The following is a 26,807-nucleotide window of genomic DNA, read 5'->3' as shown; positions in this document are numbered from 1 at the left end:
CGAAGCGTATGCTTTCGATGTGCGTTTTTTCTAAACGCTGTAGGTCGGATGAAGCTAGGGACGTCAGGAGCGGAGCGTACGTTTTGGGTACGTGAGCACCTGAAATGTTTCCGAAGGAAACATGCTTCGAAAGCATAAGCTTGGCCCGGCTGAATTCAAGATTCGATGCCGATACGCTCCATGGTCTTGCTTCGTGATCAAAAGCTGACTTTTTGAACGACATCTAAATATAAAGTAGGGATCAGGCATGAATATACTAACCGTCGAACATATCACGAAAACCTATGGAGAAAAAGTGCTGTTTCAGGACGTCTCCTTCGGCATGGAGGAAAACGACAAAATCGGCGTCATCGGCGTCAACGGTACGGGCAAATCGACGTTTCTGCGGGTGATTGCCGGGCTGGAAGCGGCCGATGACGGACGTATTGCCATAAACCGGGATGTACGGGTGAATTTCCTCGCGCAAAACCCGCAATACGATCCGGAAATTTCCGTCCTGCGCGGGGTGTTTCAAGGCGGGGGGCCCGAGCTGCAGGTGGTGTCCGCTTATATGGAGGCCGAGGAAGCGCTGGAGCAAAGCCCGGAGGATGCCGCCCGGCAGGCGGAGCTTACGCGGCTGGCCCAGGAGATGGACCGGCTGCAGGCCTGGACGCTGGTCAGCGACGCCAAAAGCGTGTTGTCCAAGCTGGGGATCGGCGATTTTGGCCAAAAGATGGGCACCTTGTCCGGCGGGCAGCGGAAACGGGTGGCGCTTGCCTCCGCGCTGATCGTTCCGTCCGAGCTGCTCATTATGGACGAACCGACGAACCATATCGACAACGATTCCGTGGCCTGGCTGGAAACTTATTTGCAGAAGCGGCGCGGGGCGCTGCTGCTCATTACCCATGACCGCTATTTTCTCGACCGGGTCTGCAACGTCATGCTGGAGCTCGATCACGGGCGGCTGTTCCGCTACGAGGCGAATTACAGCCGGTTCTTGGAGCTGAAAAGCGAACGCGAGGAACGGGAAGCCGCATCCGAGCAGAAGCGGCAAAATTTGCTGCGCACTGAACTGGCCTGGATTCGGCGCGGGGCGAAGGCCCGCTCGACGAAGCAAAAGGCGCGGATCGAACGGTTTGAGCAACTGCAGGCGGCGAAAACCGAATACAAAAGCGATGCGCTTGATATTTCGGTCGCTTCCACGCGCCTCGGGCGCAAAATCGTGGAGATTCACGGGATCCGCAAATCGTCCGGGGACCGGCTGCTGATCGGCGATTTGACCTATACGGCGGTGCCCGGAGACCGCGTCGGCATCGTAGGTCCCAACGGCAGCGGCAAATCGACGCTGCTGAACATGATCGCCGGGCGGATCGAGCCGGATCAGGGAGAAATCGTGATCGGCCAAACGGTCAAGCTGGGGTATTTCACCCAGGAGCACCAGGAGATGGACGGTAAACAGCGGGTGATCGAATATATCAAGGAAGCTGCGGAGGTCGTCGCCACCGCCGACGGGACGCGGATTACCGCGGCGCAGATGCTCGAGCGTTTTTTGTTTCCGCCGGACATGCAGTGGACGCCGATATCCAAGCTGTCGGGCGGCGAGAAGCGGCGTTTGTATTTGCTGCGCGTGCTGATGGGCGCGCCGAACGTGCTGCTCCTCGACGAGCCGACAAACGATCTCGATATTCAGACCCTGACCGTCCTGGAGGCGTATTTGGACGAGTTCCCGGGCGCCGTATTCGTCGTCTCCCATGACCGCTATTTCCTGGACCGGACCGTCGATAAAATCATGGCGTTCGAAGGCGGCGGCGTGGTGGCCGTGCATGTCGGGGACTACAGCGACTATGAGGAGCGGCTGCGGGCAAGCGGCGGCGGATTAAGCAAGACCGCAGCTGGCGGCGGACCGGGCAAGCCGGGATCCGGTGCCGGAGCGGGCAAGCCGGCGGCCGGCGGGGCGAAAGCTTCCGCAGGGAGCGGTTCGTCCGATCCATCGGGATCGGGAACCGGCCATTCGGACGCGGCAGCGGGAGCAGACGCCTCGAACTACCGCGGCGCTTCCCGCGGCGACAAGCTGAAATTCAGCTATAATGAACAGCGGGAATTTGAAACGATCGAGGCGACGATCGAAGCGGCCGAGCAGCGCCTGGCGGATATTGCCGGGGAAATGGAAGCGGCGGCGAGCGACGCTGCCCGGCTGCAGGAGCTGATGAAGCAGCAGGAGGAAGCTGAAGCGGAGCTGGAACGCCTTATGGAGCGCTGGACGTATTTGAACGAACTGGCCGAAAAAATCGCAGCCCAGCGCAATTCATGAAGCGGATGGCTTCATGTCAGGTTGTGGAATGCACACAGCTTAAGATAACGCTAAAAATGCGCTATTCCAGGACTTGAGCGCCCAAAAGATTGATTCACCTTAAAAATCGGCGTTTGGGCGCTTGATGGCATGACCATGACCCCGTTACCAATATCAATTCCAATACCATTGGGTTAACTAACCATCATCCTTCAAAAATAGCGGCACTTTATGTACTTATTATCCGGATAAGATCATGCCCATCCCCATTAGCGGCATTTTTTGTCCTTATTATCCTATGAATGGTGCAGATCGCGGGCATTTCCTGGCGATTCGAGAATATAGCGACATAAATTTACGCTATTTCTCTATCAATGGGGGATATCGCTGAAATAACGTCATTTTTTGCCCTTTTGTTTTTCGCCGGAGTTTCTCACATCTACATCCGATGGACCCGAATGATGGCCACTTTGCAAAAGTTGGCCTCATCCGGGCCTTTTTTTTGAGATTCACGCCAAAATTGAGGGGCATGTCACAAAACGGCATTTTCGGGTTGTTATATAGGTGTAAACAGCAAAGGAGGTGAGCTTTTTGCAACCAGTCATCCCCGGGGAAACGACGGATCGGAACCTAAAAATCGAAGCGCTGATTGAGCGCGTGAAAGCTGGCGATAAAGAGGCTTACGCTCCCATTATTCAACGGTTTGAACGGCAAATGTATACGTATTGTTATTACATTTTGCGCAATCACGAGGAAACAAAGGACGCGGTTCAGGAGATTTTTATCAGGGCCTATATGAATCTTCATCAGTACAGCAATCAAGTTTCGTTTTCCGCCTGGCTGTACAAGGTAGCCTACCATCATTTGATCAATATGAAGAAGAAGCAGGCCCGATTGTTGAAATTGATCGACCGCTGCCAGGAACAGCATCCGGTGCCGGAGATCTCTCCGCATCAGTCGGCGGTAGAGGAACTATTAACGTATCTGACGGCGGAGGAACGCCATATCCTGCTGCTCAAGTCGGTAGAACAATACCGTTTTGAGGAGATTGGCGAAGTGATGGGAATCAAGCCGGCGACTTTGCGCAAAAAGTATGAGCGAATACGCAAAAAGCTGATGGAAAAAGCCACTGAAAAAGGAGTGTTGGCCCATGGGACGTTTGCCGGATCGAACGGAGTCCGCTGAAATGGAGGCGATCGAACGAATGATTCGTCATTCGGCGATGCCGAAAACAAGCATGAGCGGTGAAATTATCGACAAAATTGGAGAGATGAATATGAGCAGAACGAGAAAACACGCTGCAAACAATAGGAAAGTATGGAAACGGACCGTAGTTGCCGCTTCGGCCGCCGCTATTCTCGGGGGAGGGATCATCGGCTCGGGATTCGTGTCCCCGGCGATGGCCGAGGCTTTAAAGCAAGTTCCGGTGTTCAGTACGCTTTTTAAGGGGACTACTGAAGAGTCCGTGAAGACTGCAATGGATCAGGGAATCGTCAAAGCCCCGAACCTGAGCGTAACGCATGACGGGGTGACGCTGAAACTGAGCGATCTATTGTATGACGGGACAAGACTGTCCTTTATGCTGGACCGGGAAGGCGTGGATCTTGAGGGGACAGCTTCCCCATACCCTAGAACAGAGGGAGTTATTGTGTATGGTGATGCGCCTAAGGTTGTTCCTGAGGAAGAGCAGGAGAAGGGCTACGTAAGTAATGTAGATGTTCTTATTAATGGTGAACCGGCACGATTTGGCGGGTTTGGGGATACTGGGAAACGTGAAAATGCGTACGAAGTCGAGATGTCGGTGGGCGAGAACCCGGAAGTGAACTGGGGCGACGAATTTGAATTGACGATTCGAGCCGAAGTAACGCGGATCGACGAGCCGTTTGAATTTAAAGTTCCGGTCAAAATCACGGACAATGCCATCTTACTGCAGCCAAATGCCACCAAAACCTACGAGGATTTCAGTTACACGGTAAAGCAGCTTAAGCTTACGCCTGTAACCACCCGACTGGTCATCGACAGCACCGGGAAGGTGCCGAGGTCCGCGGAGCAAACCGGCGATTATATCGCCAGCATGATGTATTACGATATTGTCGACGATCAGGGCAACCTGCTGGACCAGAATAAGTTCGGATATTTCCACAGCGAGCCCGAAACCGAATACCATGTTGACGAGCTGTACAGCCCGTTTAACGGGACGCCGAAGTCGATCACCATCAAACCGTTTACCCTCACGGTGAATAAAAACGACTGGAGCGTTGTCGGACAGGGCAAAGACAGCAACGGAACTTACAGCCGTGGCGACAAAACTTACATCAAAGAACTCGAAGTAACGATTCCGGTTGAGAAATAAGTGACGAACGGGGCGGTTCTCGGGGCGAAAGCTCGGAGAATCGCCCCTTTGACTCACTACTGCAGGTGGAGGCGCAGTTTTCCTTTTTATGATATCATGGGGCTAAAGATTGAATGTTCGGAGCCCATCTTGAATCAGGAGAGTGAGAGAACGTGGAATTTTACGGCGGCGATCAGCGGCCTTTTTTGAATTCGATGGATGAAGAGGCAGCCAAGCTTAAATTCAAGGAAAAAGAACAGCGGCTTCTAAATGAGGGGGTGCGGGGAGTTTTTCGTGAGGCGGCGAATTTGTTGATCACTATGGGGATTCTCGCGCTGATTTTCGCCCTGTTCATCGCCTTTAGGTGAGGAACTTTAAAAACGGAAGCTCCGGAGAGGTAAATGGGGATTAGTCCCTATTAATCTCTCTTTTTTTCGGATAAACGGGGAAATGGGCGATTTCAGCGGGGAGCCTTTATTTATGATTGCTGATATAATATTGTGCGGACCATTTAAAACGATCCATAAGCTGTAACTGATAGAACTCTTCGCGCTGAAGAGTCTTTTATTTTTTCTCTTTAAATATTTTTGACGAAAAAGAAGTGATTACGTGGTTAACGCAGCCATCCGCGCCAAAACGCACCGTTTTTTGCACAAACATTTCTCCGCCGAATCGATGGATTACCGGCAGATTATCGCCTTGATCATTCCGATCCTGATCGACCAGGCGTTTATCGTCGGACTCAATCTGGTCAACACGGCGATGATCAGTTCCTCCGGCGTCGCCGCGGTCAGCGCCGTCAATATGGTCGATTCGCTGAACATTTTTTTGATCAACGTTTTTGTCGGCGTCGCGACCGGGGGCACCGTCGTGGTGGCGCAGTACAAAGGAAACCGGAACGATCAAATGGTGTCCAAATCGGCGGCCGGCTCGGTCTCCTCGGTATTTTTGCTGGCGCTGGCGATCAGCTTGCTGATTATTTTGCTTCATAATCCGACCTTGAACCTGCTGTTCGGTTCCGCGGAGGCCGACGTGTTCAGCAACGCCAAAACATACTTGATCGGCAGCAGCGTTTCCTTTTGCGGGATTGCGATCGTCGAGGCGGTGTGCGGGGTGCTGCGGGGCATAGGGAGGTCGCGGGCATCGCTTTTTCTGTCGCTGATCATGAACTTATCTTACGTCCTGCTGAACTTCGTGTTCATTAATCTGGCCGACATGGGCGTGTTCGGGATGACCATAGCCGTCAATGTTTCGCGGTATTTGGCCGCCGCCTGCGCGATTTATTATTTGGTCAGGGTGGACGCTGCTCTGCACATTCGGATCCGGGACATGTTGATGGCCAACTGGGGGATGCTGAAAAAAATCATGTCCATCGGCCTGCCGTTTGCCGCAGAGCAGATGTTTTTTAACGGCGGGAAGATCCTGACGCAAATTTTTATCGTCAGCCTGGGAACTTACGCGATCGCAGCCAATGCGATTAGCTCGTCGCTGGCGGGCGTGGTGCAAATTCCGGCCAACGCCTTGTCGATCGCCATCGTCACCGTGGTGGGGCAGTGCATCGGGCGGGGAGACGTTGGGGACGCCAAAAAATTGACGCGCTCCTTCATCTGGCTGTCGTCGGCCACGTTCATCGTCATGGGGCTAATCATCCTGCCGCTGTTTCACCCGCTGGTGTCGCTGTTTCATCCGCCCGCGGAAATCGTGGGCGAAATCTTTGCGATTATCCTGATCAACACGATCATGCAAATTCCGTTGTGGTCGATCAGCTTTATTACCCCATCAGCCTTGCGGGCGGCGGGCGATGCCAAATATACTTCGGTCGTGTCGATGCTGTCCATGTGGCTGTTCCGCGTCGTGCTTGGCTACATTTTGGGCGTCGTCCTGCCGTTTGGCGTCATCGGCGTATGGCTGGCCATGAATATTGAATGGGGAATCCGGGGAGCCATCTTCCTGCGCCGGTTCTACGGGACAAAATGGTATCGGCATCGGCTGGTTGAGGCGGAGCCGGCGAAAATTTGATATTTCCTAGTTTCTATGCTATTCTTTCTCATATCTTAGTTGAACGGAGGGTTACGTGTGATAGATTTTTCCCGATAAGAAAAACGTGCGCTTACACGGTTTTCTTGACATTCTGCCTGTAGCGGAGTAATCGGGATTGGTCTGCCCATGCGGTAACCTGTCATTTGATATGCATCTGGAAAAGAAGCTTTCCCCAGCGAATCGCGGGGAGGTTTATTTTCCGCACCCGATTACGGCTTGCACAGGCAGAGAACTGCCTGTGTTTTTTGTTGTCCAAAATGTGGATTTTTACGGAAAGGAGCATCACGTGTGATAAACGACAGACTGAACCGCCGCGAATTGAACAATTAAATAACGTTCAAGCGCTCTGCCTGCGAGGCGGAGCAACGGGTTCAGTCTGCCTTTTTTCTGCATACAATCGTAACGGTTTGAAGGGAAGGTGGGGCATCTGCCTTCTTTTTTGCGTGCTTAAATGATCTTTTCCCGGCTGGGGAGGGATTGTTTTCGCTGCACATTCGGGCTTTTTTACGTGCTGACTCCCTTTGCTCCGGCCGCAGGCTGGGAAGCTGCGACGTTTTGCGAAGGGATGAGCGCAAGTGAGCCGAAAAATTAAAAAACCTAACCAAACCCGATTAAAACGAGGAGAACCTCCCAATGACTTGGCACAGCATTTGTTGCATAACCGGAAGCTCATTCGGGAGATCGTCGCCATGGCCGGTATTTCGGAAGGGGATACGGTGCTGGAGCTGGGGGCCGGCCAAGGGGCATTAACGGCCGAGTTATGCCAAAAAGCACAAAAGGTAGTGGCTGTCGAATACGACCCGGCCTTCGTCGAGATTCTGAAGCGGAAAACCGGACACTACGCGAACATAAAGGTAATTCACCAGGATATCCTGAATATCCGTTTTCCGAAGGAAGCTTTCCTCGTCGTGTCCAATATCCCTTACTCCATCACGACCCCGATTCTAAAAAAATTATTGAGCCAGCCGGCAACGCCTCTGCAAAGGGCTGTCCTGGTCATGGAGAAGGGGGCCGCCAGGAGATTTACGGGAAGACAGGTGAAAGACCCGTACGTATTGGCGTGGAAAATGTGGTTCGATTTCAAATTTATTCAGATCATCTCCAGGGACAATTTCGCTCCCCCGCCAAGCGTCGATTCGGCGCTGGTGCGGATCGATCGGAAACGCGAACCGCTTGTACCTTATCATGAACGCAGCGTTTTTCTGGGGCTTGCGGAAGCTGCGCTAAAATCTCCGTATGCTTCATTTGATGCCGTTTTAAGCGCCTTTTTCACCAAACCGCAATTAACGGTTTTGAGGAGAACATTAGGCATCGATGGCACGCGGACAGCGGTCGGAACCTTAACCGAAGCGCAATGGGCGACGGTCCACCACGCCTTGATCCGCTACGTCCCCCGCCACCGCTGGCCGAAACCGCGAAAATGATGGCCTAAGCGGAAGAAGCCTTAGTTGACTTTATGCCAACTGAGGCTTCTTTGTCTTGTGATATAGTTAATCGATTGCTCCCAGCTTCCATTGGCCGCTTTTGTCCTTGACTAACCAATAATCTTCAGAACGTTCAAAGACTTCACTTTCCATTCTGGCTTTTGTTTTGACTCTAACAATTAATCTATCATGGTCCTTTGTAATACCTTCTAAAGACTCAAAACTATAATCTCTATCAAAAAAATATTCACTTATACCTTCGGAGTCCTCTCGGTAATATATTCTCCGAAGTGCCTGTTCATCCTTATTGGCCAAGGCTTCCAAAGTGGTTTTCATAAGGGACTTAATTTCTTCCGTGTACAACGGATCGTCCAAGGCGTCGAAGTCTACAAAAACACCGGTTTGAAAAGAGTCGTCATTTTCTACTTGCTGATTTTGAGAAGCGTTAGCCCCAATGAATTGAGTTTCGTTTTGCTCCTGAAGATGATCCTTATTGCTCTCATTTGAACACGATGTTAGTATCCCTAGTGTAACAATTACTGTTACAGAATATATAATCAATTTGTTCATGGATTTTTCCCCCATATTTTGCTTTTTATCTATATTGACGTTTGTAAGATGGAAAATGTCTCCTTGTTTTTTGCGAAATAGAAAGTAAAAAGTGTGTTTGTCAGGAATATGAGTAAATTAATCCGCTTTCATAAATAAATCTATCATTTCCACAACGATACTTTGAACCGCGTCTTCTTGTGGCATTTTCATATACATGCTAAGTTTGTAGATGTCATTCTTATAATATTCAATTAGTTTATACATCGCGGTCTGATCATGATTTCTTGCCAATTGCAACAGGTTCAGGAACTCATCTTCTGACATAGGTACTTCAAGGTTTTTCTTTTCCATTGATTTACCCCCTGTTGGCTTATATTCAATTCTTTAGCAAGTTGAACTTCGGTTTTTTCGTTTATATAAATCTCGAAAATAATTTTCCTTCCGATGTCTGTAGGGATTGAGTTGATTAGATACTCTACATATAACTTACGATCCACTTCGTTTTGAAAGTTGGCTGCTCGGCTAACGTTTTCCGACTTTAAAGGTAATTCATGTTTAGAGGTTACTCTTGCCTTGTATTGAATCTTCCAAGCAATTCGTTTTAGTTCTCCTCTATAGTAATCCATAATCGTTTCTTTCTTCACACTAATCACCCCATATTTTAGAATTTTATATAATATATGGCGATTCATAACTACATTTAACAAGTGAAAAGAATGGGCGTGTGAGACAGTTCAATAAAATATAACAAAATGTTCTTAAATTAGATATTGTATTTTCATCTCTCAAATTACCATATTTAAAAAAAGTATGAAGGAGAGAGTTTTATGGATTATGAGGAATTTGCTTCATTCGTCACAAATGTTGGTTTTCCGGTCGCCATGTGTTTTATTTTGTTGAGGTATGTGCTTCAAACGATTGGAAAAAAGCTGGACAAGCTAGATTCATCACTTAATGAATTGTCTGATGCTATTAAATGTATTAAGCAGAAAGAATGAATCTCTATTAATAGTACAAAAAGCAACAAAGCCTTAGTTGGCTCTTATGCCAACAAGGCTTTGTTGTTAGAAATATCGATATGTTCATGTTGTTGACATGCCGAATATTATGGTTATTTTAATAAGGGAAGCAAGCTAAATTAAACCCACAACTTCCAAGACCGTTCTTGCCCTTGACTAAGCAATAATCTTCATTACGTTCAATGACTTCATTTTCAATTCTGGCTTTTGTTTTGACTTGAACAATTTAATCTATTATGGTCTTTCGTAATACCTTCCATAGACTCGAAATAATAATATCTTTCTAAATAATCTTCAAGAATTGTTTCGGATGGCTTGGTGTAATATATACTTCGAAACGCCTGCTCGTCCTTATTGACCAAGGCTTCCAAGGTGGTTTTCATAAGGGACCTAATTCCCCAGTATACAATGGATCGCCCAAGGCATCAAAGTCTACAAAAATGCCAGTTTTAAACGAGTCGTTATTTTCTGCTTACTGATTTTGAGAAGTGTTTGTATCAATGGTTTGAGTTTCGCTTGCTTCTGAACATGATCCTTATTGCGACATGATGTTAGTATTCCTAGAATAACAATTCCAGTTGCAGTATAGATAACAAACCTCCTCATAAGTTAACCCCCATCCCGCAATCCTAATCAATCGCTCCAAGTACCCAGTGCCCTTCTTTATTTTTAATAAAGTAAAAAAATCCGTTAGGTGTCTCCCTGATTCCATGATCATCTTTGACTTTGCCTCTGACTTCAACAACAATTCTACCCGAACGATCTTGTTCGATAGTTCCCAAATAATCATAATAATAATCTTTACCAAATAAGTACATATAAGTATCAGCGGATTGCGTATCTCTAAAAACACTCCGATACGATTCTTCATCTTTATTGGCCATTGCTTCCAGGGTAGTTTTCAGCAATGTCTTAATTTCTGCATTGAATAATGAATTGTCAATGGCATCAAAGTCTATATAACAACGCCGGTTTGAAACGAGTCGTTATTTTCTGTTTGCTGATTTTGAGAAGTATTTGTATCAATGGTTTGAGTTTCGTTTTGCTCCTGAACATGATCCTTGTTTTTCCCATTTGCACATGATGTAAGTATCCCTAGAGTAACAATTCCAGTAACCGTATAGAAAATCACCTTATTCATAAATTATCCTCCATATTTTCTTTATATAAATATAGACGTCTAAAATATGGAAAAGTTACCTTGTTTATATTGCAAATTTGAAAATGAGACCGCCGGCTACCAATAAGGTAAACCGGGGTCTCAATCTAGGGTATATTTTTTGTATTTATTCGTTTCTTAATGCAACCATTTGATAAACTTCTCGCTCATCACCATACACTTTTTTCTCTTTGCACTTCATTTGTGAAGAACCACTGCCATCCAAGAATATCCCATTGACGAGCGTTCCTGAGCCGACCTTTTCCTTAATTGCGGTTCTAAATTCTGCGGCAGTACATTTTACATCAGTAACAATAAGCCAAATGTTATTAGTATTGTTGTATACAAGGCCAGTTCGAAATGCATTTCCGGTTCTATTCTGCATATTTTCTTTATCAGCCTGAAGCCCAGGTACTGTCACTGTTTAGAGACATGCTAATACCGCCTTGCGCCAATATCTCGTTCGTTTAATGACGTGGAGATCAGCAGCGGACTTAACGATTTGTACGGAAAATTGACTTTCCGTAGCGTCCCAAACCAATGTACCGCGAGCAACCTTAACATTTTCATATCCGCTTCCGTAATCATTTTTAGTCCCATTTACCGGTTTATCATTGTTTAAAGCAATTTGAAGTAAGTTTCCAGTATCAGGATCGAAATAACCACCATTAACACCATAGTAATTTTGACTGGGTACATTAGACGCACCAATATAATTAATCCAGATATTATTCGGGGAAGTTTTGATCGTGTGCAACTTAACTCCATTCGAAGCCGTGTAAGCAGCATATGTGTAATTTGCCATTTCAATCGCTCCTCAAATATTATTAGTGAGGGGATATTAGGGGGAATCAGCGGCTGTAGGTCATTCCCAAACCTGCAAACTCGCTGCCGTTTTCTCTCTCACCCATAAAGGTAAATTTAGGAGCGAAAATACAAGCAGTTGATATAAATTTCTAACTGAAAAATAAAAAAACAATTCTCCGGCAAAAATCCATCGAATTGTCTTTTTGTTAATTCTATTTGTTTTATGCCATTACTGAATCGCAATAATCTGCCGCAGATCGCGCGAGTCGCCGTGGAGTTTGACCTCGGCGGCGTTCAATTGCGAGGAGCCGTCGCCGTCGAGGAAGATGCCGTCCACGGCCGAGCCGGGAGCGATCGTCTCCTTGACGGCGGCGCGGAAGGCCTCCGCCGTGCAGCGGGTCGGCGTGACGATCAGCCACAGCCGCCCCGTATTGTCGTAGACGAGGCCGGAGCGGAGGCGCTCCTCGTCCGGGTAGGGCAGATGCTCGGCGTCCACGGCGGCCGCCCGCCATCCGGCATCGTCCTGCAGCTTCATGCTGACGCCGCCCTGGGCGAAATAGCGGCTGCGGTTGGTGACGGTAAGCTCGGCGGCGGCGGAGACGACCTGCACCGAAAAGCGGCCGGCCGCCGCATCCCAAACGAGCGTGCCGCGCGCGTATTTGGCGTTGAACCAGCCGGAGCCGTAGTCGCCGGCAGCGCCGTGGACCGGCCGGTCATCGTTGACCGCGATGGACAAAACGGCGTCATTGTAAAAAAATCCGCCGTTAATGCCGTACACGCGGTAATCGCCCAACGGCCGGTCCGCGGCCCGCAGCTCGATATGCTCCGGCGAAGCGGACAGCGCGTGCAGCTTCACGCCGTTATCCGCGGCGGTTTCAACATAAGCGTAAGCATGGGGAAGGAGGAATCGGCTTCCCCACAAGAGCATCGCCAGGACGCCGAGGAAGATGACCGCCGCTGCAGCGGAGGCAGCGGCCCAGCGCCCGAGTCCACCGAGTGCTCCTGGCCTTTTGGGTCCGTCCGGACCGGTGAACTCGGACGATTCAGGGCCTTTGGTTCCGGACAATTCGGTTTCCTCGGGCGATCCTGGGCCTTTGGTTCCGGACATCCCAGTTTCCCCAGGCATCTCCATTCTGCCGGTCCGGACTTGTTCCACGGTTTCCTTGTGCCCTCCCGGGCCTGCGGTTCCGGCCGTTCCGGTTCCAGCGGACCGATCCTGTCCCCCGGTCCCCTCGGATCCTCCCCGGTTCTCGCTGCGCGAACGCTCTGCTTCCGGGCCATCGAGCTCCCGGCGAGGCTCGTTACTCGGCCACATACGCGGCGAGCAGGCGGGTCGTGTTGATGACGGCCTGCTTGTGCGTCCGCTCCATGGCGTGCGATGCGTGCACGCCCGGACCGATCAGCGCGGCGCGGATGTTGTGCCCGCCGCGCAGCGCCGCCGAGGCGTCCGAGCCGTAATGCGGGTAAATGTCGACCGCGTGCGGGATTCCCAAGCCTCGGGCGAGTTCGATCAGCTTGCCGGTCATGTCGTAATCGTACGGCCCGCTGGAGTCTTTGGCGCAAATCGACACATCGGTCTCTTTGCAGCTTAAATCGTCGCCCATCGCGCCCATGTCGACGGCGATCATTTCGTTAACGCCGTCCGGAATCCACGCTGCGCCGTGCCCGACTTCCTCATAGTTGGAAATGAGGAAAACCAGATCATGGCGCGGCGTCCAGCCCTCGCGCCGGCTTGATTCCAGCAGGCCGAACAGGGCGGCCACGCTCGCTTTGTCGTCGAGGTGGCGGGACTTGATGTACCCGCTGGATGTAATGACCGCGCGGGAATCGAAGGAAATAAAGTCGCCGGCGGAGATCCCCAGCTTCAGTACGTCGTCTCTATTTTCCACTAACTCGTCAATCCGCACTTCCATATTTTTCTCCTCGCGTTTGAAGTCGCGGGCGTCGGTGTAAACGTGGACGGAAGGCTGCGCCGACAAGATCGTTCCTGTGTAAACCTTGCCGCTGCGGGTATGGATTTGGCAGTATTCGTTTTCGATGCTGTGCATCATAAATCCGCCTACCGAGGTGATTTTCAGTGTGCCGCGCTCGGTGATCGAACGGACCATCGCCCCCAACGTATCGACGTGAGCGCTCAGCGCGATCCGCCGGGACGAATCGCGGCCGGGCAGCGTCAGGATGGCGCCGCCTTTTTCGTTAAACGAACAGGGGATGCCCAGGGCCTCCGCTTCGCGCCCGATCAGCGTCATTATACCGCGCGTAAAGCCGCTCGGGCTTGGCGTATCGAGCAGCATTTTCAAAATGTTTAAAATATAGGTTTCATTGGGTTGAATCTTCATGGGAACCTCCTCAAAAATTAGGAACTCGCTGCCGCCGGATCAATGATCGGACGAAGATAAATCTTCCGCGGAAGGTTCCGCCTTGCCGGCGGATTTTTCGCTTTTGCCGGCCGCTTTTTTCCCTTTTTCGGCTTTTTCCGGTTCGGGGAAAATGTAGCCGGTCGCTTCCTGGATATGTACGAGTTTGGCCTGCAGGCCTTTCACTTCCCGCTGCAGCCGGTATCCGCGGTAGATGCCAAACGAGCCGACGATGATGCCGCCGAGCAGCGTGCAACCGAGGATCAGCAAGATCAGCGGAAGGCTGACCGCGCCGAACAATAAATTCACCTGCACCGGGTTGACGTTGATAACGGCAAACACGGCGGTGATCAAGGCGAAAATAAGCGCTAAAATCAAGGACCATTGAATTCGCATGAGGTAACACCTCCTTTAGGTCAGTATAAAATCCCTTGCCCGCTCGGGGCAAGGGATTTTATGGAACCGGGCGGCCGCATGGGGCGCGACGCTACTTCGTCAGTTGCTCCATTTGCTCGATGACGTCTTCGAACACGCTCATCGCTTCGCGGATCGGCTCCGGCGAGGACATGTCGACGCCGGCTTTTTTCAAAATATTGATCGAATAGTCGCTGCCGCCGCTCTTCAGGAAGCCGAGATAGCGGTCGACCGCCGGCTGACCTTCCTCCAGGATCTGCTTGGAGAAGCTGGTCGCCGCGGAGAAGCCGGTGGCGTATTTGTACACGTAGAAGCTGGTGTAGAAATGGGGGATGCGCGCCCATTCCATTTCGATATCCTGGTCGACGGCCATGTCTTTGCCGTGGTATTTTACGTTCAAATCGTAATAAATCGCAGACAGCTCCTGCGGGGTCAGCGATTCGCCGGCTTCCGCCTTCTCGTGGATGATTTTCTCGAACTCGGCGAACATCGTTTGCCGGAACACGGTCGTCCGGAACTGGTCGGCGTAATACGTCAGCAGGTACAGCTTCTGCTTCGGATCGGTCGATTTTTTCAACAAATAATCCATCAGCAGCGCTTCGTTGGTCGTCGAAGCGACCTCGGCCAGGAAAATCGTGTACTGGGCATCGCGATACTTCAAAGCTTCGTCCGAAAAATGGGAATGCAGGGCATGGCCCATCTCGTGCGCGAGCGTAAACATGCTGTTCAGGTTGTCCTTGTGGTTGAGCAGCACGTAAGGGTGGGTGCCGTAAGCTCCCCAGCTGTAAGCGCCCGTCCGCTTGCCTTCATTCTCGTACACGTCGATCCAGCGGTTTTCGAAGCCGGAACGAAGCGCTTTGAGGTAATCTTCGCCGAGCGGCTTCAGGCCGTCCTCGACCATCTTTTTCGCTTCCTCGTAGTTGATATCCCATTTGTATTCCTCTACGAGCGGGGCAAACAGGTCGTACATGTGCAGCTCATCGACGCCAAGCAGCTTCTTCCGCAGCTTCATGTAGCGATGCAGCAGCGGCAGGCTTTCATGAATCGTGTCGATCAGGTTCGTGTACACTTCCTTCGGAATGTTGTCGCCATACAGGGACATTTCCAGCACGGAAGGGTATTTGCGCACCCGGGAATAAAACATGTTTTTGTTAATGTTGGCGGTTAAAGTTGCCGCGATCGTATTTTTTTGCTTGCGGTACGTTTCGTAAACGGCTTTAAACGCCCGCTCCCGCACTTCGCGGTCCGGGTTTTCCAGGAACTGAATGTAGCTGCCGTGCGTCAACTCGACTTCGTTCCCGTGTTCGTCTTTGATTTTCGGGAACTTCATATCCGCGTTGTTGATCATGCCAAAAATTTGCTGCGGCGCCTGCGACAGATTGCCGACCTGGGCCAGCAGCGCCTCTTCCGTTTTGCTCAGCACATGCGCTTTCTCGCGTTTGATTTCCTGCAGCGTAAATTTGTAATCCGCAAGCTCAGGGTCGCTGATCAGACGGTCAAGCTCCTGTTCCGGCAGGGACAAGATCTCCGGAGTAATGAACGACAGCGCTTCGTTGACCTCGACGCTGAGTTTTTTCGCCTTTTGCACAAGCGCCTGGTATGTAGGGTTGGTCGTATCCTCATCATGATGCAAGTGAGCGTAAACGTACAACCGCTCGATTTTTAAGGAAAGATCGTCTTCCAGCTCGAAAACGGCCTTGATGTTTTTGGCGTTGTTCAGTTGGCCTTCGAATTCGGAGGCTTTGCCCTTCAATGCCTTCAGTTCTTCGTACGATTTGTCCCAAGAAGCCTGGTCGGAAAACAGATCCTCAAGCTTCCATGTATTCTCCTGCGATACTTCCGAGCGTTTCATTAAGGTGCTCATCGGAATCCTCCTTTGTTTTGGGTAAGGTGAAGCCGCGGGCTGGCCCGCGGCGGAGCCGCCTTGCAGCGTGGAAATCAACAGGCAGCAGGACAGCAGCAAGGGGATGGTACGCGGCCATTTCATAACTAGGAAACCTCCCGGATGTCTTGATCGGAAGCCCGGCGCAGTACGATGATTGAATTTGCTCGCCATGGGCATTATCCTAGTATGGGCCGCCTGCCGAAGAAATATTTGCCACCCGCTCCTATGCCAGAAAGCTGTAGATGATTAAGCCAAACGACACCACTACCATAATCAGGGCGGTGAGGGCGAGGCCGCGTTTAAGCCGGGGGTGGATGTTGTTCTTGTTCATGATCAGTATGACGGCCAGCGCAAACGCACAAATAATGAAGATTAAAATGCTGGAACTGCTATTCATTCATCGTTGCCCCGTTTCATTAATATGATTGCCAAGCAGGCTTGGCAAAAGGAGAAATGACCGGCCGTCTAAACCTGCCTGAAGGCGTTCATGATGTCGCTCCATTCCGCTTCGTTGCCGGCAAAATCCTCTTTGGGAAAACGGCGGTTCACCCACTCCATCATCGCCGGGCGGCTGAGGAAGGTGTGCGATTCTTCGCCCCACTGATCGGAAATTTCGCGGAGAATGATGTATTTGCCTTGAACTTCTACAGTCATCATATTCCACTTGTCTTTTTTGTATATTTCGTGTTTTTTGATCATCGCAATTCTCCAATCTTTGGCTTTGCTCGCAGGCTTAGAAGCCGCGCATAATTGGTAATATTTTTATGTAAAATGATAACTCACGCTCTGGAGGAAAGCAAATAAAACGATCGTTTCTTCGCCGCCGGCGACCCGGAAAAAACCTTTCGAAAATTGTCACGTTGCATTGTCTGTGGGCATAGAGTATAATATGGATATTCGCCAACGATGGCGGTTATTTTTAGGAGGTTGTTCATTTGAAAGGTACAGTTAAATGGTTTAACGCAGAAAAAGGCTATGGCTTCATCCAAGTTGAAGGTGGCGAAGACGTATTCGTACACTTCTCCGCAATTCAAGGTGATGGCTTCAAAACTCTGGAAGAAGGTCAAGCCGTAGAATTCGAGATCACTGAAGGCAATCGTGGTCCTCAAGCTGCTAACGTAATCAAATTATAAGATCACTTCCGGCAACGGATCACTTATAAAGTTTGGTTCCAAGCGCGATAATGAAAAGCACAGCTCTTTATAGGGCTGTGTTTTTTTGTATGTACGCCCAGCATGGGCGTCATCTATAGGGTGAAAGTCCCGAGCGGGGGCTGGCGAGCGCCTACCGCTAGCCAAGGGCAAGGGTGTCCATCGCGAGGTGGAATCTGAAGGAAGCCGGAGGCAAAAGCACGGGCCAAGGTACACAAACTGGATTTGAGGCAGGATGAACCGGATGAGCTGCCATAACACAGCGAAATCCAAAGCCGCCAAGGATCACTCCTGTAAACTCCAGTGGTCGTGGGCGGAAAGATGACGTTCTTATCTGGGGAGGCCTGCGGGAGAAAAAAAAAAAATGCGAAGTCACTTCGTAACCGCAACCGAGAGGCTGCGCTGAACCCGCAGGAGTCAGCAGAGGCCATAGTACGCAAGTACGGGACGCCGGAAAGCGGAAGGGCCGAACCGAAAGGAGAGAGGAAACCGATGCGTTCGCGTGAAGAGCAAAGACAGCCGAATATCCCAAAAGGGAGCTGCCAACAAAGAGAAGCGGTGAAGCCGTCAGGGTATGTTGGAGCGCCGAGTTCTTCATCGGCACAAATCGATCCTTCCTCTCACGAGGCAAGTAACGACTTGTTGGAGCGAATGCTCGAAGGGGAGAACCTCAGGCTCGCCTATAAGCGAGTGGTACAAAACGGAGGTGCCCCCGGTGTAGACCGAGTAACGGTAGCGGGGCTACAGGCTTACCTGAACACACGCTGGGAAACGGTGAAAGATGAACTCCTAACGGGAACGTACAGACCGATACCTGTCAGACGGGTGAAAATCCCCAAACCCGGAGGCGGTGTAAGGCTGCTCGGTATCCCGACCGTGATGGACCGCTTCCTCCAACAAGCACTTCTGCAAGTGATGAACCCGATTTTCGATGCCCCCTTCTCTTGGTACAGCTACGGCTTTAGACCGGGGAAGAGAGCACACGATGCCGTGAAGCAAGCCCAGCGATATATCCAAAGCGGTCTGCGATGGGTCGTAGATATGGATTTGGAAAAGTTCTTTGACCGGGTGAACCACGACATTCTCATGGCAAGAGTGGCAAGGAGAGTGACAGACAAGCGAGTCTTGAAGCTGATTCGGGCCTACTTGGAAGCCGGAATGATGGAAGGTGGCATCTGCCAGAAGACGGACGAGGGAACTCCGCAAGGCGGTCCGCTAAGTCCGCTTCTGGCAAACATCTTACTCGATGATTTGGATAAAGAACTGACAAAGAGGGGGCTGCGGTTTGTTCGTTACGCGGACGACTGCAACATCTTTGTAGCGAGCAGGCGAGCAGGTGAACGAGTCATGGAATCGGTCACACGATTTGTGGAAGGAAAGTTGAAACTGAAAGTGAATCGGGACAAAAGTGCAGTGGACAGGCCATGGAACCGGAAGTTTCTTGGCTTTAGTTTCCTGTCGAATAAACAGGCGACGATTCGATTGGCTCCCAAGACAATCTCTCGATTTAAAGAGAAGATCCGGGAGTTGACAAACCGTACCCAATCAGTCTCCATGGAGGAACGTATATCTAGACTGAACCGTTACCTCATGGGATGGATTGGATATTTCCGAATCGCATCGGCGAAGAGCCACTGTGAAAGATTCGACCAGTGGATTCGAAGAAGACTTCGAATGTGCCTATGGAAACAATGGAAGCGGGTACGCACCCGAATTCGTGAACTTCGGGCACTCGGAGTCCCAGAATGGGCCTGCTATGTTATGGCAAACTCCCGCCGGGGTGCATGGGAAATGTCTCGAAACACAAATAACGCCCTTCCGACTTCCTACTGGGAAGTGAAAGGGCTGAAGAGTTTGCTTTCTCGTTACCTGGAGCTTTGTTAACCTTTTGGAACCGCCGTATGCGGACCCGCATGTACGGTGGTGTGAGAGGACGGGGGTTAGTCACCCTCTCCTACTCGATATATTCGTATTTTAAAAAAAGACGGCAGATTGGTGACAATTCGTTGTCACCAATAGCCTGATATAGTGAACATAAGCGGGAGGCAAAGAGCAGGATGAAGCGAATGGACAGGATGATGGCGATCGTCATGGCGCTGCAGCAGCGTCCGGAAACGGCGCTGTCCCTGGCGGACAAGCTGGAGGTTTCCAAACGGACGGTGCTGCGCGATATACAAGCGTTGTCGGAGATCGGCGTTCCGATCAGCGCTGTGTCCGGGCCGGGCGGCGGCTACCGGCTGATGGACGGCTACCGGCTGCCGCCGCTGCAGTTTGATGCCGGCGAGGCCTTGACCGTTTTGCTTGCTTTGGACGCGATGGCCAAATACAGCGACAGCCCCTTTGGACAGGCGAAATGGACGGCGGCCGACAAAATCCGGTCAGCGCTGCCGGGGTCCATGCTCGGCCAAATCGCCCCGCTGCTTCAACATGTGGAGATGGAGGTGCCGGACCGCCGTTATAAGACGCCGCATCTGAAGGCTTTGATGTCCCACGCCGCCGCGGGGCGATGGCTGCGCGTGTTGTACCGGTCGCAAAACTACCGCCGGCACCTTACGATTCGGCCGAAGCGGGTGTATGCCGCAAACGGGTTTTGGTACTGTGAAGCCGAGTCGCTGGAGCACGGGGAGCCGCGGACCTTCCGCGTCGACCGGTTCGAGGACATCGCCGAAACTTCGCCCCCGCAGGCCGCGGGGGCCGAACAGAGGGAGGGCGGCACGGACGTCAAGGGAGTCAAGGGAATTGAGGGTGATAGGGATGTTTCGGACATAAACGGCAGCTCGGACGTCACGGATGTCAAAAGCGGCAAGGAAAGTACCGCACCTCCGGCGGGAAAAAACGCCGTGCATCTCCGCGTGAAGCTTACCTATCGCGGTTCACTGCTTGCCGAGCAGGATCCGCATTTCGGCCATGAGGTTCAGCAGACGGGCGATGAAGAGTGGCTGCTGGATTGCCGTTTGCCCGCCTCGGAGCTGAATTGGGCGGTGTCGTTCTTTTTTGCGATGGGGCCGGACGCCGAAGTGGCTGAGCCCCAGGAATTGCGCCGGGCGATTCGCGAACGGGCATTGGCTTTGGCGCAAAAATACCAGTGAAGACGAACATCTGCCGTTCCATTGCGATCGGGCGGTGTAACGGCCAAGAACTTGAACCTATATAAGGAGGAAGCGATATGGAAAAAAGAGAACGGGAAACTTTGCGGCGCGCCAGGGAGTTTATTTACACAAACGCCAGACTGCTGGATCGCAAAAGATTTGCGTTCCATTTTGAAGCCGGTTCGGCCGAGGAGGTTTTGGATGCGCTGAAACCTTACCAGAACGCGGACGGCGGCTTCGGAAACGCGCTTGAAGCCGATATGCGCTGCCCGCAAAGCCAGCCGGTCACGACGGAAACGGCGCTGATGGTGATCCGGGAAGCCGGCGGGTTTGGCTCGGACATGATGGACGGGGTGCTGAGGTATTTGCGGAGCATCACTTTGGACGGCGGCGGATTGCCTAGGGCGACCACGGACGTGAACGCCTATCCCCACGCGCCTTGGTGGACCACCGAGCGGGACGGGATTCCTTCGCTGAACCCGACCGGCAGCATCATCGGGATGCTGCTTGCTCAGCGGGAGCGCACGGATTTTGGGGAGGAAGCGTGGTTTCGGAGCAATATCGCTTTTCTGTGGCGTTCGCTGGAGAGCGGTGGCGTTCCGGGGGATTACCATGACGCTGCGCAGTGGATCGCATTCTTGGAGCATGCGCCCGAGCCGGACCAGGGGAGAGCGAGCCGGTTGAAGGCGGCGCTTGATGACTGGCTGGCCGGGCCGGGCGGCATCGAGCGGGACCCGCTGGCAGGCGGATATGTCTACAAGGTGCTGGATTATGCGTCTTCGCCGGACAGCTACGCCGCCCGTCTGGTGACCGCGGAGGAGGTCAGCGGCCATCTCGACGCGCTGATCGCATCGCAACAGGAGGACGGCGGTTGGCCCTTGTCGTTTCCGGCGGTAAGCCCGGCGGGAGAACAGGAGTGGCGGGGCTGGCTCGCTGTGGACAGGCTGAAGACGCTCAAGGCCTACGGGCGGTTGTAAGATAAAAGAGGTCCCCGCGAGCAGCTTCTGCAGCTGTCCGGGGACCTCTTTTACTTGAAGCCACCTTTCATTGGAAAAATCCAATAGACTGACGTGGACATCGAACGCAATTTTGAACTCACATTGGAGATATCCAATAGATTTCGCGTAAACCGCCCGGTTTGCACTCTGCCGAGACTAATCTATTGGAAAAATCCAATCAAGCAGCTGTGTTTGCAAGCTATTTTACGATTCTATTGGATATTTCCAATCAGCGCGTTTCAGCACGTTGTGTCAGGCCGTGGCCGGCCAAACAGGCGCTGCTGGGAGCTACTCCACGATTCTAAGGATTTCCGCGACCTCCTTGCGGGGAACGGGTTTCGGCGCGATGGCCGGGTGGCCAAGCGCGATCACCATGTTTACTCCGCGGTCGGCGGGGATGTCGAGAAATTCGCGCAGCTTCTCCTCGGCCAGCAGCACCGGTCCGGTCATCGGGCAGGTGGCGAGGCCTTTGGCGTGGGCGGCCAGCATCAGGTTTTGGGCGGCGAGGCAGCTGCTTTTCAGCCCTTCCTCCTGCCACACTTCCGGCGAAACAAAGTCGATCGGATCGAAGATTTTTTCGCGGAATTTGGAAGTGTATGGGGTCGAAAGGCAGACGATCAGGGCAGGTGCCCCGGAAAATGCCGTGGCATAAGGCCCAAACGATTTCACGAGCAGCTTCGCTTCCCGTTCCAGCCCTTTCCCGGCGGCGCGGGCCGCCGTTTCATGCAGCTTCGACCAGGTAAACTCTTCGATTTGTTTGATTTTCTCCGAATTGATCACTGCGATAAATTCCCAGGTTTGCGAGTTGGTATCGCTGGGGGCATAACGGGCGCAGTCGATAATGTCCTCGATATCGGAAATACCGACGCGCTCCTCGGTAAATTCCCGGATGCTGCGGCGGGTTTTCAGCACGTCTTGAAACGATGCGTACTCCATGTTTTTCACCTGCTTTATATGATTTAATACCAGGTACTATCATCTAATATTAACTATTATATAGTAACAACCCTATCGCAACAACTGATCTTTCAGCAGGTTAATAGGGAGAGCGTTTTGCGGAACTGCGGTCTTTCGGGCGCGGTCCGGCTACAGGGGAAGCGCCTCAGGCTTCTTCATCCAAACCGGCAGATTTGTTCAGGTTAGCCCGGCGGACGAAATAGCGGCCGGCAAAGCCGATAAACGCGACGAGCGAGGAGCCCATGGCTACCCAATAAAAAATTTGTCTTCCCAGCTGTTCAAAGACGATGCCGCCAAACGTGCCGCTGAGCAGGCCGGACAGGCTCGACCACATGATGGTGTAAAAGGCCATTCCCGTTGCCCGGAATTGTTCCGGAACCAGCCGGGTCAGCATGCGGATCGCCGTCACGTAAAACACGCCGAACGTCAATCCGTGCATCATTTGGATCAGCAGGATGCCGTAGGCCGATTGGGTTAATCCCATCAGGAAAAAGCGGACCGCAAACAGCAGGCTGGCGAACAGCAGCAGCGGCAGTTCCTTGTATTTGTCCCCATGGAAGCTGAGATAGATAAACACGGGGATCTCCGACAACGACGAGGCCAGCATCGCCCAGCCGATCAAGTTTTCGCCGGCGCCAAGCTCCTTAAGGGAAATCGTCAGGAAAGCGTCGTTCATCCGCGTGCCGATCGCCAGGCAGAAGACGCAGCCGAAAAACCAAAGCAGCTCCTTCTGCTTTAAAATCGTCCAAATCCCCGACAAGTTCATTTTTGCCAATGATGCCGGCTGATCCTTCACCCAAAGCACGAGCAGCAGGGCAAGTCCGGCGACCGCCATTTCCACCCACATCGTGTTTGCGGAGCCGACGCGGTCAAGCACATAACCGATGGCGATGGCAAATACGGCGAATCCGACGGACCCGAACAAGCGGATCGAGATAAAATTGATGCGATACCGGTTGGCGGTGGAGATGAGGATCGTATCCGACAACGGGAACACGGGGTAATAGAAAAAATAGAATACGGTAATCACGGCGATAATGACGGAAAACGCGGTGGACTCCGACAGGACGAACGCCAGCGCGGCTTGGCCGGCCAGCAGGATCAGCAAAATCCGTTTGATCGTTTTATAGCGGTCGCTCGCGAGGCTCCACAGTAAATTGGAAAATAAGGATATCATCGGTCCAAGGGCGTACAGGAGGCCGATCTGGCTGTTTGTGAAGCCAAGCTGCGCATAAAAAAGCGGAAAATAGGAGGAAACAAGGACGCTTGTTCCGTATACTGTAAAGGTAAAGGCTCGAAGCCACTGAATGTCGGGTTCGGCCAACGGTCTTATTTTCATGCCGGTTTCAAAACTCCGTTTCTGATGAATGAAGTTACCGCTAGTATAACAGAAAAAACCAAAGCGGGCGGTACTAAAATTTCCAATACAGGCAGTTTATTTTATACGATAAAAGGAGGCTTTTCGCCATGAATCATTCCTGTTTTGTTTACGACGAGCGGCTGGACATCCACGTTCCGCTGCTGGAGCGTCCTTTTGAGGAATACGCTTTGGAGGAACGGTTGTCGATGATCGAGGTTTGGGAGGACATCCGCGGCCGCATTCCGAGCAAAGTGATGGTGCTGGAGCGCGCGATCGAACGGATGCTGCGGGAGATGAACGAGGAAAGCGATTTCGAGAGAAGCTGCCGGATTAACGGGGAAATTGCCGAGCTGGCCAGCCGGATTAACGATCTGCATATTTGGTACCGGACGACCCAGGACGAATCCTCGGTCAAAGGGCATATGTGATATTGATTATATTTGTGCTAAAAGTTGGATCATATTATAATAAAGAATGATTTTCTTTTCAGTTTGATTTTCAAACTGCGCATTACACAATGTAATGGGGGCAGGGCAGTGATTGAACTTGAGCAAAGCCGAAATCAGTTTCCGAGAGAGCCGATCCGGCTGATGAGCCGGGTATACAAGTTTATTTTGCCGGACGTCCGTCAGAAACTGGATGGCTGGAGAGAAGAGGCGGAAGCCATTCCCGACCCTGAACTCAGAAGGCAGGCGCTCGCCAGCATCGCTACGAAAGAATTTCACTGCCAGGGCGGCGCCGTCTACGCTGCCGCTAACCTGCCGATGCGCCATATTTTGATCCCCTTAATCGTAGCATTTCAGACGATCAGCGATTATTTGGACAACCTGTGCGACCGCAGCACCTCCAAGGATGAGCAGGATTTCCGCTTATTGCACCAAAGCATGCTGGATGCCGTTAATCCCGGCGGCATGCTGCAAAATTACTATGCCCTGCGTGCGGAGCAGGACGATGGGGGCTATTTGCACCGGCTGGTGCGCACTTGCCGGGCCAATATCGCCGAGCTTCGCGGATATGCCGCAGCCATGCCGTTTATTATCGATTTGGTTGGGCTCTACTGCGATCTTCAGGTGTACAAGCACATCGATCCGCAGCTGCGCGAAGCCAAACTGTTAAGCTGGTGGGAAACGCATGAATACCGGGCGCCGCAATTGCGCTGGAACGAATTTGCCGCCGCCACCGGTTCGACCTTGGGCGTGTTTATGCTGTTTTTGGCGGCCAGCAACCCGGGTTTGGACGGGAAGAGCGCCAAGGTGATTCATGATGCTTATTTCCCCCATGTGTGCGGGCTGCACATTATGCTGGATTACTTAATTGACCAGGCGGAGGACGAGCTTGGCGGAGATTTGAATTTTTGCAGCTATTACGATAATAAGGAAACGATGCTTGACCGAATTGCGTTTATCGTCGAGGGAGCGCGGCGGGACATCAAAAAGTTGCCTGCTTCCTCGTTTCATAAAATGATTATAGAAGGGCTGCTGGCGCTTTATTTGTCCGATCCGAAAGTCAGCCAGCAGGAAGACATCCGTGAGGTATCCCGGCGACTGATGCGAAGAAGTCCGCTGATGAGGTTGTTTTTCTTTGTCAATAGCCGTTGGATTCGCAAATATTTGTAAATTTTTTAGGAGGAATTATCATGTCAGCAGTGAAAAAAATCGCAATTCTTACGAGCGGAGGAGACTCCCAGGGCATGAACGCTGCAGTGCGGGCCGTCGTGCGCAGCGGATTGTTTTACGGGCTTGAGGTTTACGGCATTCAGCGCGGCTATCAAGGCCTGCTCAACAACGACATTTTCGCGATGGATATCCGCAGTGTGGGCGATATTATCCAGCGCGGCGGAACGATTCTGCAGTCGGCGCGGTGCCTGGAGTTCAAGACGCCGGAAGGACAGCAGAAAGGGGCGCAGATTTTGCGCGACCGCGGCATTGACGGACTGGTGGTCATCGGCGGGGACGGCTCCTATCAAGGGGCCGAAAAGCTGAGCAAGCTGGGCATCAAAACGATGGGCTTGCCGGGAACGATCGACAACGACATTTCCTTTACGGACTACACGATCGGCTTCGATACGGCCGTCAGCATCGTCGTGGACGCCGTCAACAAGCTGCGTGACACGATGTCCTCCCATGAGCGGGCGTCCGTCGTCGAAGTCATGGGCCGCCACTGCGGGGATATCGCGCTGCACGCCGGTTTGGCCGCAGGCGCCGAAACGATCCTGGTACCGGAAGTTCCGTTTGATCTGAACGAAGTGGCCGACCGTATGAGACAAAACTTCGACAACGGCAAGCGGCACAGCATCGTCATCGTGGCCGAAGGCGTGGGCAAAGGCGATGATGTCGTGGAAGCGATCAAGAAGCGCCAGCCTTCCCTGGAGCCGCGCGCAACGGTGCTGGGCCATATCCAACGCGGCGGTTCGCCGACTCCGTTCGACCGCAACCTGGCCAGCCGGCTTGGCGACTTTGCCGTTCGCAGCCTGATCGCGGGCGAATCGAACAAAGCTTGCGGCATGATCGGCGGCGAAATGGTGCTCACCGACATCGAGAAGGTCGTCGCCACGAAAAAGCAGTTTAATATGGAATTGTACGAGCTGGCTTCGCGGTTGTCGCAATAAGGGCGGGGAGCTTGGCATATTTATTATTAAGCAAAATAAAACGGGCAAGTTAAAAGCCGAGCCGGGTTTTCCCGGTTCGGCTTTCTATTCTTTGCGATTAACGGACATCATAGGCTTTTCGAATCAAACTATCGTCCGCCGGAAATCTAACGGTTGCAGCAGCGGCTAATTCGCGAAAAAAGCCTTTTTCAAAACTCTAACGGTTGTGATCGCCGTTATTTGCCTGCATCTAGGCACACTAAGCCGGATTTCAGTGAAATAAGCGCTATGGCAACCGTTAGAATATTGGTGTGGCTAGAAAATGTATCTTGTCCGATTTGATGCAACGCTAGTGGGTTCAGTATTTTTCGAGCAAATAGGGGCTCTCAGGTCCCTCGGCCCAAATG

28 protein-coding genes are annotated in these 26,807 nt (G+C 51.9%); 14 read left to right on the top strand and 14 right to left on the bottom strand.

The window, feature by feature from the left end; genetic code table 11:
• Positions 1-247 precede the first annotated feature (247 nt).
• From DYE26_RS12365 to erm, 6 genes are all read left to right on the top strand, one after another.
• Entirely contained in the window at positions 248-2,290 is a 2,043-nt protein-coding gene (locus tag DYE26_RS12365) for an ABC-F family ATP-binding cassette domain-containing protein (RefSeq protein ID WP_036624298.1), read from the top strand.
• A gap of 570 nt (positions 2,291-2,860) precedes the next feature.
• The gene (locus DYE26_RS12360; protein WP_036624296.1) at positions 2,861-3,454 is read left to right on the top strand and encodes an RNA polymerase sigma factor; all 594 of its coding nucleotides are present in this window, start codon (positions 2,861-2,863) and stop codon (positions 3,452-3,454) included.
• Positions 3,420-4,622: a DUF4179 domain-containing protein gene (locus tag DYE26_RS12355; protein ID WP_036624294.1), complete on the top strand. Its 1,203-nt coding sequence runs from the start codon at positions 3,420-3,422 to the stop codon at positions 4,620-4,622. The genes DYE26_RS12360 and DYE26_RS12355 overlap by 35 nt, the downstream gene beginning before the upstream one ends.
• Before the next feature lie 152 nt (positions 4,623-4,774).
• On the top strand, positions 4,775-4,969 hold the full coding sequence (locus DYE26_RS12350; protein WP_036624293.1) for a hypothetical protein: 195 nt from the start codon (positions 4,775-4,777) through the stop codon (positions 4,967-4,969).
• A 307-nt stretch (positions 4,970-5,276) separates the two neighbouring features.
• Positions 5,277-6,620 carry an MATE family efflux transporter gene (locus DYE26_RS12345; RefSeq protein WP_082208076.1) on the top strand — a complete coding sequence of 448 codons (1,344 nt, stop codon included), beginning with the start codon at positions 5,277-5,279 and terminating at the stop codon, positions 6,618-6,620.
• Positions 6,621-7,216: 596 nt separating this feature from the next.
• On the top strand, positions 7,217-8,065 hold the full coding sequence (erm, locus tag DYE26_RS12340) for a 23S ribosomal RNA methyltransferase Erm (protein ID WP_036624290.1): 849 nt from the start codon (positions 7,217-7,219) through the stop codon (positions 8,063-8,065).
• 66 nt (positions 8,066-8,131) lie between these two features.
• Here erm and DYE26_RS12335 read toward each other — a convergent pair whose 3' ends face one another.
• Complete coding sequence (locus tag DYE26_RS12335) at positions 8,132-8,635, bottom strand: hypothetical protein (protein ID WP_036624289.1); 504 nt, start codon at positions 8,633-8,635, stop codon at positions 8,132-8,134.
• Positions 8,636-8,752: 117 nt separating this feature from the next.
• Positions 8,753-8,968 (bottom strand): helix-turn-helix domain-containing protein, encoded by a 216-nt coding sequence (locus tag DYE26_RS12330; protein WP_036624288.1) that lies wholly within the window; start codon positions 8,966-8,968, stop codon positions 8,753-8,755.
• A 476-nt stretch (positions 8,969-9,444) separates the two neighbouring features.
• Between DYE26_RS12330 and DYE26_RS33410 the strand changes: the two genes are divergently transcribed.
• On the top strand, positions 9,445-9,615 hold the full coding sequence (locus DYE26_RS33410) for a hypothetical protein (protein WP_164815309.1): 171 nt from the start codon (positions 9,445-9,447) through the stop codon (positions 9,613-9,615).
• Positions 9,616-10,265: 650 nt separating this feature from the next.
• On the opposite strand, the gene DYE26_RS12320 is transcribed toward DYE26_RS33410, so the two are convergent.
• The 10 genes from DYE26_RS12320 to DYE26_RS12285 form a co-directional block, all read right to left on the bottom strand.
• Entirely contained in the window at positions 10,266-10,544 is a 279-nt protein-coding gene (locus DYE26_RS12320; protein WP_127463477.1) for a hypothetical protein, read from the bottom strand.
• Between the two features lie 47 nt (positions 10,545-10,591).
• Positions 10,592-10,777 (bottom strand): hypothetical protein, encoded by a 186-nt coding sequence (locus tag DYE26_RS12315; protein WP_036624285.1) that lies wholly within the window; start codon positions 10,775-10,777, stop codon positions 10,592-10,594.
• A gap of 145 nt (positions 10,778-10,922) precedes the next feature.
• Positions 10,923-11,216 (bottom strand): phosphodiester glycosidase family protein, encoded by a 294-nt coding sequence (locus DYE26_RS34200; protein ID WP_240534164.1) that lies wholly within the window; start codon positions 11,214-11,216, stop codon positions 10,923-10,925.
• Positions 11,217-11,219: 3 nt separating this feature from the next.
• Entirely contained in the window at positions 11,220-11,600 is a 381-nt protein-coding gene (locus DYE26_RS34195) for a hypothetical protein (protein ID WP_240534163.1), read from the bottom strand.
• Positions 11,601-11,831: 231 nt separating this feature from the next.
• Entirely contained in the window at positions 11,832-12,710 is an 879-nt protein-coding gene (locus DYE26_RS12305; protein ID WP_240534162.1) for a hypothetical protein, read from the bottom strand.
• A gap of 193 nt (positions 12,711-12,903) precedes the next feature.
• On the bottom strand, positions 12,904-13,941 hold the full coding sequence (locus DYE26_RS12300) for a M42 family metallopeptidase (RefSeq protein WP_036624284.1): 1,038 nt from the start codon (positions 13,939-13,941) through the stop codon (positions 12,904-12,906).
• Positions 13,942-13,980: 39 nt separating this feature from the next.
• On the bottom strand, positions 13,981-14,355 hold the full coding sequence (locus DYE26_RS12295) for a LapA family protein (protein WP_051985586.1): 375 nt from the start codon (positions 14,353-14,355) through the stop codon (positions 13,981-13,983).
• Between the two features lie 91 nt (positions 14,356-14,446).
• Positions 14,447-16,237, bottom strand: a complete 1,791-nt coding sequence (gene pepF, locus DYE26_RS12290; protein WP_115311294.1) for an oligoendopeptidase F — start codon at positions 16,235-16,237, stop codon at positions 14,447-14,449.
• Between the two features lie 244 nt (positions 16,238-16,481).
• Positions 16,482-16,655 carry a hypothetical protein gene (locus DYE26_RS33405; protein WP_036624283.1) on the bottom strand — a complete coding sequence of 58 codons (174 nt, stop codon included), beginning with the start codon at positions 16,653-16,655 and terminating at the stop codon, positions 16,482-16,484.
• Between the two features lie 68 nt (positions 16,656-16,723).
• Positions 16,724-16,957: a hypothetical protein gene (locus DYE26_RS12285; RefSeq protein WP_115311217.1), complete on the bottom strand. Its 234-nt coding sequence runs from the start codon at positions 16,955-16,957 to the stop codon at positions 16,724-16,726.
• A gap of 236 nt (positions 16,958-17,193) precedes the next feature.
• Between DYE26_RS12285 and DYE26_RS12280 the strand changes: the two genes are divergently transcribed.
• The 4 genes from DYE26_RS12280 (at position 17,194) to DYE26_RS12265 (ending at position 21,475) form a co-directional block, all read left to right on the top strand.
• A complete protein-coding gene (locus tag DYE26_RS12280) occupies positions 17,194-17,391 on the top strand; it encodes a cold shock domain-containing protein (protein ID WP_036624279.1) in 198 nt (65 codons plus the stop codon).
• 510 nt (positions 17,392-17,901) lie between these two features.
• On the top strand, positions 17,902-19,293 hold the full coding sequence (ltrA, locus tag DYE26_RS12275) for a group II intron reverse transcriptase/maturase (RefSeq protein WP_036621729.1): 1,392 nt from the start codon (positions 17,902-17,904) through the stop codon (positions 19,291-19,293).
• 173 nt (positions 19,294-19,466) lie between these two features.
• Positions 19,467-20,498: a helix-turn-helix transcriptional regulator gene (locus DYE26_RS12270; RefSeq protein ID WP_036624277.1), complete on the top strand. Its 1,032-nt coding sequence runs from the start codon at positions 19,467-19,469 to the stop codon at positions 20,496-20,498.
• Between the two features lie 77 nt (positions 20,499-20,575).
• Positions 20,576-21,475, top strand: a complete 900-nt coding sequence (locus DYE26_RS12265) for a hypothetical protein (protein ID WP_036624276.1) — start codon at positions 20,576-20,578, stop codon at positions 21,473-21,475.
• A 309-nt stretch (positions 21,476-21,784) separates the two neighbouring features.
• Here DYE26_RS12265 and DYE26_RS12260 read toward each other — a convergent pair whose 3' ends face one another.
• The gene (locus tag DYE26_RS12260; protein WP_036624275.1) at positions 21,785-22,432 is read right to left on the bottom strand and encodes a nitroreductase family protein; all 648 of its coding nucleotides are present in this window, start codon (positions 22,430-22,432) and stop codon (positions 21,785-21,787) included.
• Between the two features lie 166 nt (positions 22,433-22,598).
• Positions 22,599-23,792: an MFS transporter gene (locus DYE26_RS12255; protein WP_036624273.1), complete on the bottom strand. Its 1,194-nt coding sequence runs from the start codon at positions 23,790-23,792 to the stop codon at positions 22,599-22,601.
• 128 nt (positions 23,793-23,920) lie between these two features.
• Between DYE26_RS12255 and DYE26_RS12250 the strand changes: the two genes are divergently transcribed.
• The 3 genes from DYE26_RS12250 (at position 23,921) to pfkA (ending at position 26,421) form a co-directional block, all read left to right on the top strand.
• Entirely contained in the window at positions 23,921-24,241 is a 321-nt protein-coding gene (locus DYE26_RS12250; RefSeq protein ID WP_036624272.1) for a hypothetical protein, read from the top strand.
• A 162-nt stretch (positions 24,242-24,403) separates the two neighbouring features.
• Entirely contained in the window at positions 24,404-25,429 is a 1,026-nt protein-coding gene (locus DYE26_RS12245; protein WP_155621186.1) for a DUF2600 family protein, read from the top strand.
• A 20-nt stretch (positions 25,430-25,449) separates the two neighbouring features.
• Positions 25,450-26,421, top strand: a complete 972-nt coding sequence (pfkA, locus tag DYE26_RS12240; protein ID WP_036624269.1) for a 6-phosphofructokinase — start codon at positions 25,450-25,452, stop codon at positions 26,419-26,421.
• Positions 26,422-26,807: the final 386 nt, after the last annotated feature.

Origin of the sequence: Paenibacillus macerans, from assembly GCF_900454495.1 — a bacterium.
In the GTDB taxonomy this organism is placed as follows: domain Bacteria; phylum Bacillota; class Bacilli; order Paenibacillales; family Paenibacillaceae; genus Fontibacillus; species Fontibacillus macerans.
The sequence above is the reverse complement of the archived record's forward strand: the minus strand, read 5'-3'. Positions and strand labels throughout refer to the sequence as shown.